Source organism: Streptacidiphilus monticola, assembly GCF_042658505.1.
In the GTDB taxonomy this organism is placed as follows: domain Bacteria; phylum Actinomycetota; class Actinomycetes; order Streptomycetales; family Streptomycetaceae; genus Streptacidiphilus; species Streptacidiphilus monticola.
Genome location: NZ_JBHSQJ010000209.1, coordinates 1 through 815 on the forward strand (window position 1 = coordinate 1; position 815 = coordinate 815).

The 815-nt window shown below is 70.3% G+C and carries 2 protein-coding genes; both read right to left on the reverse strand.

Annotated features, from left to right (window positions below; genetic code table 11):
• On the reverse strand, nucleotides 1-463 hold a 463-nt coding region (locus ACFP3V_RS31355), incomplete at its 3' end, for an IS3 family transposase (protein ID WP_380591095.1).
• Nucleotides 460-771 carry a transposase gene (locus ACFP3V_RS31360; RefSeq protein WP_380591098.1) on the reverse strand — a complete coding sequence of 104 codons (312 nt, stop codon included), beginning with the start codon at nucleotides 769-771 and terminating at the stop codon, nucleotides 460-462. The genes ACFP3V_RS31355 and ACFP3V_RS31360, both read right to left, overlap by 4 nt.
• Nucleotides 772-815: the final 44 nt, after the last annotated feature.

An 815-nucleotide genomic window follows, 5' to 3' on the forward strand; every position in this document is an offset into this window, starting at 1 on the left:
CGACGATGGTGCGGGAGAACACGTCCAGGACGAACGCGACGTAGACCCAGCCGGTCCAGGTCCGCACGTAGGTCATGTCCGCCACCCACAGCTGATCCGGGCGCTCGGCGGTGAAACGGCGGTCCACAAGGTCGGGCGGCCTGGGGGCGGCCGGCTCCGGGACGGTGGTGCGGCGGCGCCGGCCGCGGATGACGCCCTCGATGCCCAACTCGCCCATCAGCCGCTCCACGGTGCAACGGGCCACGTCATGGCCGCGGCGCCGCAGCGCGCGGGTGATCCGCCTGGCTCCGTAGGTGCCCGCTGACTCGGCGTGGACCTGGGCGATGAGCGGCAGCAGTTCCTCCTCGCGCCGCCGCCGGGCCGACTTCGGTCGCGTCTTGCGGGCGAAGTACGTCGACGGTGAAAGGCCCAGCACCCGGCACACGGGATCGACCCCGAAGCCCTCGCGCAGGTGGTCGATCACCTGCTCGGCCTCGTCCGGGGACGGTCGATCTCCTGAGCAAAAAACACGCTGGCGGCTTTCAGGATCTCGTTGGCCCGCCTCAACTCGGCGTTTTCTCGGCGTAGTTGCCTGAGCTCGTCGCGCTCGTTGGTGGTCAGCCGGTCGTCGCGTTCCCCGGCGTCCGCCTCGGCCTGGCGGATCCAGTTCCGCAGGGCCTCCTTGTGGATGCCCAGGTCCCGCGCGACATGCGCGATGGGGCGGCCGGTGGAGCGGACCTCGCGGATCGCGCGCTCCCGCAGCTCGTCGGGGTACTTCCGTGGTGCTGGCACAGCTCGTGGATCTCCTTACGCCAGGATCATAAGCCTGGCTTCAG